General features: G+C 56.1%; 4 protein-coding genes. 2 read left to right on the top strand and 2 right to left on the bottom strand.

Annotation, left to right across the window (positions count from 1 at the left end):
* Both VGK48_29235 and VGK48_29230 read right to left on the bottom strand, forming a co-directional pair.
* On the bottom strand, positions 1-380 hold a 380-nt coding region (locus tag VGK48_29235), incomplete at its 3' end, for a biopolymer transporter ExbD (GenBank protein ID HEY2385279.1).
* Positions 380-1,009: a MotA/TolQ/ExbB proton channel family protein gene (locus VGK48_29230; GenBank protein ID HEY2385278.1), complete on the bottom strand. Its 630-nt coding sequence runs from the start codon at positions 1,007-1,009 to the stop codon at positions 380-382. The genes VGK48_29230 and VGK48_29235, both read right to left, overlap by 1 nt.
* Positions 1,010-1,065: 56 nt before the next feature.
* Between VGK48_29230 and recN the strand changes: the two genes are divergently transcribed.
* Both recN and VGK48_29220 read left to right on the top strand, forming a co-directional pair.
* On the top strand, positions 1,066-2,730 hold the full coding sequence (recN, locus tag VGK48_29225) for a DNA repair protein RecN (GenBank protein ID HEY2385277.1): 1,665 nt from the start codon (positions 1,066-1,068) through the stop codon (positions 2,728-2,730).
* A 147-nt stretch (positions 2,731-2,877) separates the two neighbouring features.
* Positions 2,878-3,363 carry a bifunctional nuclease family protein gene (locus tag VGK48_29220; GenBank protein ID HEY2385276.1) on the top strand — a complete coding sequence of 162 codons (486 nt, stop codon included), beginning with the start codon at positions 2,878-2,880 and terminating at the stop codon, positions 3,361-3,363.
* The last annotated feature ends 40 nt before the right edge of the window (positions 3,364-3,403 follow it).

The following is a 3,403-nucleotide window of genomic DNA, read 5'->3' as shown; positions in this document are numbered from 1 at the left end:
TTCTCGATGCCGGCCTGCTTCAACGCATCGAGAACGGTCGCAAACGTCTGAAAGGGGACGCTCTGATCCGCCATCAGATAAATACTCTGACGGCTCGGATCCAAAAGTTTCTGGTGAATCCTGTCACCCAGTTCGTGCAGGTTGACCGGATCGCTCTGCAGATACAGATCCTGTTTCTTGTCAATCGTCACGACGAGCTTTTCCTCCGAGAGTTCACGCACGACCTGCGTCTTCGGCACATTCACATCGATTCCGGACTGGATCACCGGCGCGGTCACCATGAAAATGATGAGCAGAACGAGGACGATATCGATGAACGGGATCATGTTGATCTCGGCCAGCGTCGTCTGCGTCTTGCCTTCCCGGGTGGTGAATGCCATCAGCTGCCGACCCTTTCCGCAGTCGCGAGGACTTCGACTTGAAGCTCATCCAACTGTCCGCCAACGGTGCGGAGCTGATACACAAAACTGTTATATGCGACGACGGCGGGTATCGCCGTAAACAAACCGAACGCGGTGGCGATCAGTGCGTCGGCAATACCGGGCGCGACCGTGTGGAGTGAAGCGGCGTTCGCATTTCCCAATGCTGCAAATGACGTCATGACGCCCCAGACCGTTCCGAACAGGCCGATAAACGGCGCGACCGAGGCCGTTGTTCCGAGAAAATTCATCCGCCTTTCCAATCTGGTTATCTGGGCCGCAGAGGCGCGTTGAACCACGCGCTGAAGCGCGCCAAGCGAGGAGTTCGGCTTGTCAACCGCGGTCTGGAATACGGGGACGAGCGGCGTGAAGCGCAACGTTTCACATGCGGTGCTGATTTCCGACATGCTCTTGCCACGGTGGTAAATCTTCCAGAAGGTCTCCGATTCCTTGGCGATTTTCCGGAACAGCAGCCACTTGGAAAGAATGATGCCCCAGGACCAGATGGAAACAATCAGGAGGATCGCCAGAATGGCCTCAGTAAACGGTGACGTTTGCCGGAGAACCTCGATCAGGCTGAACTGAGTCAAATGTGTTTCCTCAATTTAAAAAAGTTAATCCTTCGTCATTGAAAGATCAACCCTCGATGGCTTATAAACGCCCGAGTATGTTGCGCTTCCTTCGCGTACGTAATTTCGCTCTGATCGATCAGGTCGAGCTTCACTTCAGCAACGGATTCAACCTTCTTTCCGGAGAGACCGGCGCAGGAAAGTCCATGATCGTCGATGCATTGGGTCTGCTTGCAGGCTCCAAAGCGTCGCCGGAAATGGTGCGGACGGGAGAAAGCCGCGCGGTCGTCGAAGCGATCTTCGAAGCCGGTGTTCAGGCTGAACTCGATCGTCTCGGGCTGGACGCCGAGGCAGACGAGGTCATCATCCGGCGTGAGATTTCGGCCGATGAGCGAAACCGCGTCTATGTGAATAATCAGCCCAGCACGGTTTCGGCGCTGCGCGAACTGGCGCCGTTGCTTCTGGACATCCATGGGCAGCACGAACAGCAAACCCTCCTCGATAATGCCAGTCAACTTGAACTCATCGATGCATTTGCCGACTGCAGCGATCTCGCTTCGCAGGTCCGCGACGTTTTCACGGCCATCCAGGCCGCCGAAGCCGAGCTTTCCGAGCTGACGGCCGAGCATGCGCGAAAAGTCGAACGGCTCGATCTGCTCGCTTTCCAGCACGACGAAATCCAAAAAACCGACCCGAAACCCGGAGAAACCGAACAAGTTCGCGAACGGCTGGCCGTTCTGGCGAACGCCGGAAAGCTATTGGACGCTGCAACCCGCGGGTATGAAGCACTGTACGAATCGGAAAACTCGGTATTGTCGACAGTGGCTCAGGTCCAACGCGCCGTCCGCGACGCAGCGCAACACGATCCGCGTCTTCAGCCGATGGTGGAACAAATCGAAGCAGCCCGTATCTCGCTTCACGATATCTCATTCGCCCTTCGGAATTACGCAAATCAGGTAGACGCAGATCCACAGGAACTCGAGCGTGTCCAGGCGCGATTGGCCGAGCTCGAACGATTGCACCGGAAATACGGTCCAGACCTAGTGGTGCACTTACAGAAGGTAAGACGCGAAATGGACAGCATAGGTCTGGCGGAAACTAAAAAAGAGGAAATCCAGGGCAAAATTCTTACTTTTCGCAGCCGGTATGCGGAGTTGGCCGCTCAGCTCAGCAAAAAGAGAAGAAGCGCCTCGAAGAAGCTTCAATCGGCGGTCGAGGCGGAGCTTCATTCGCTCGCCATGCCCCACGCGCGGTTTACCGTCGCATGGAACGACGTCGTTCCGGGACGCGCGAACGGAATCGACGGGCCCGACCTGCTGATTTCGGCGAATCCGGGAGAAGAACCCTGGCCGCTGGAGAAAATCGCCTCGGGAGGTGAGATTTCTCGAATCATGCTGGCGCTGAGGACGGTCCTGGCGGTCGACCATCGCAAAAAAGTGCTGGTCTTCGATGAAGTCGACGCCGGAATCGGCGGAAAAGCCGCCGAAACGGTGGGCCAGAAGCTGAAAGAGCTGTCGTCGCGATATCAGGTGCTGTGCGTCACCCACCTGGCTCAAATCGCCGCTTTCGCCGATCACCAGTACCGCATCGAAAAGCTGGTCCTGGACGGCCGGACCGTCACCCGAGTCGAGCCCCTGGCCGGGGAGGCCCGCATCGAAGAGCTTGTCCGGATGATGAGCGGCTCCAAGGTTACAGACGCCGCCCGCCAGCACGTCAAAGAACTTTTGAAGAAGTCGGTTTAGCCGCAGATGACGCGGATGACGCAGATGGGGCGCATCTCAGTCGCTTTTTGCGCCCCATCTGCGTCATCCGCGTCATCTGCGGCTAAACAACCTCCCCTTGCAAAGTCCATGGAAAAGAATATATTTTGCACATAGTAGGAGGAACCCGTGGAACTTGAAATGAAAATCCGGGGCCTGATGATGGATCCGATCACCAACATGCCCATTGTGATCCTGAAAGAGGCCTCTGGAAGCGGGATTCTTCCCATCTGGGTCGGGGTTTATGAGGCCAATGCCATTGCATTGGAGATCGAAAAAGTCGTCACACCCCGTCCGATGACCCACGATCTGCTCAAAAACGTTTTGGTCGGCCTGGACGCCTGCGTTCGAAAAATTGTCGTCACCAATATAAAGGACGACACTTTCTACGCCGTGATCTGGCTCGAACGCGACGGAACCCTGATATCCATCGACTCCCGCCCGAGTGACGCCCTCGCCCTGGCGCTTCGCATCGATTGTCCGATTTACGTCGAAGACGAAGTCCTCAAATGCTCGAAAAGCAAAGAGGGAAGTCAGGACCGCCTGAAAGACGAAGATCTTCGCCGCCTCCTGGAAAATATGCCCGACGAAGACCTCGGCCGCTACAAGATGTAAAGGCTCGTTCCTGGTATTGAAGATTTCAATCTTCCATATC

It is taken from the genome of Terriglobia bacterium (assembly GCA_036496425.1).
Lineage (GTDB): Bacteria > Acidobacteriota > Terriglobia > 20CM-2-55-15 > 20CM-2-55-15 > 20CM-2-55-15.
This window is presented reverse-complemented; position numbering and strand designations above follow the sequence as displayed.

Bases quoted from the DNA above. Each gene is read 5' to 3' on its own strand.
- recN (HEY2385277.1), top strand. From the start codon at position 1,066: ATGGCTTATAAACGCCCGAGTATGTTGCGCTTCCTTCGCGTACGTAAT.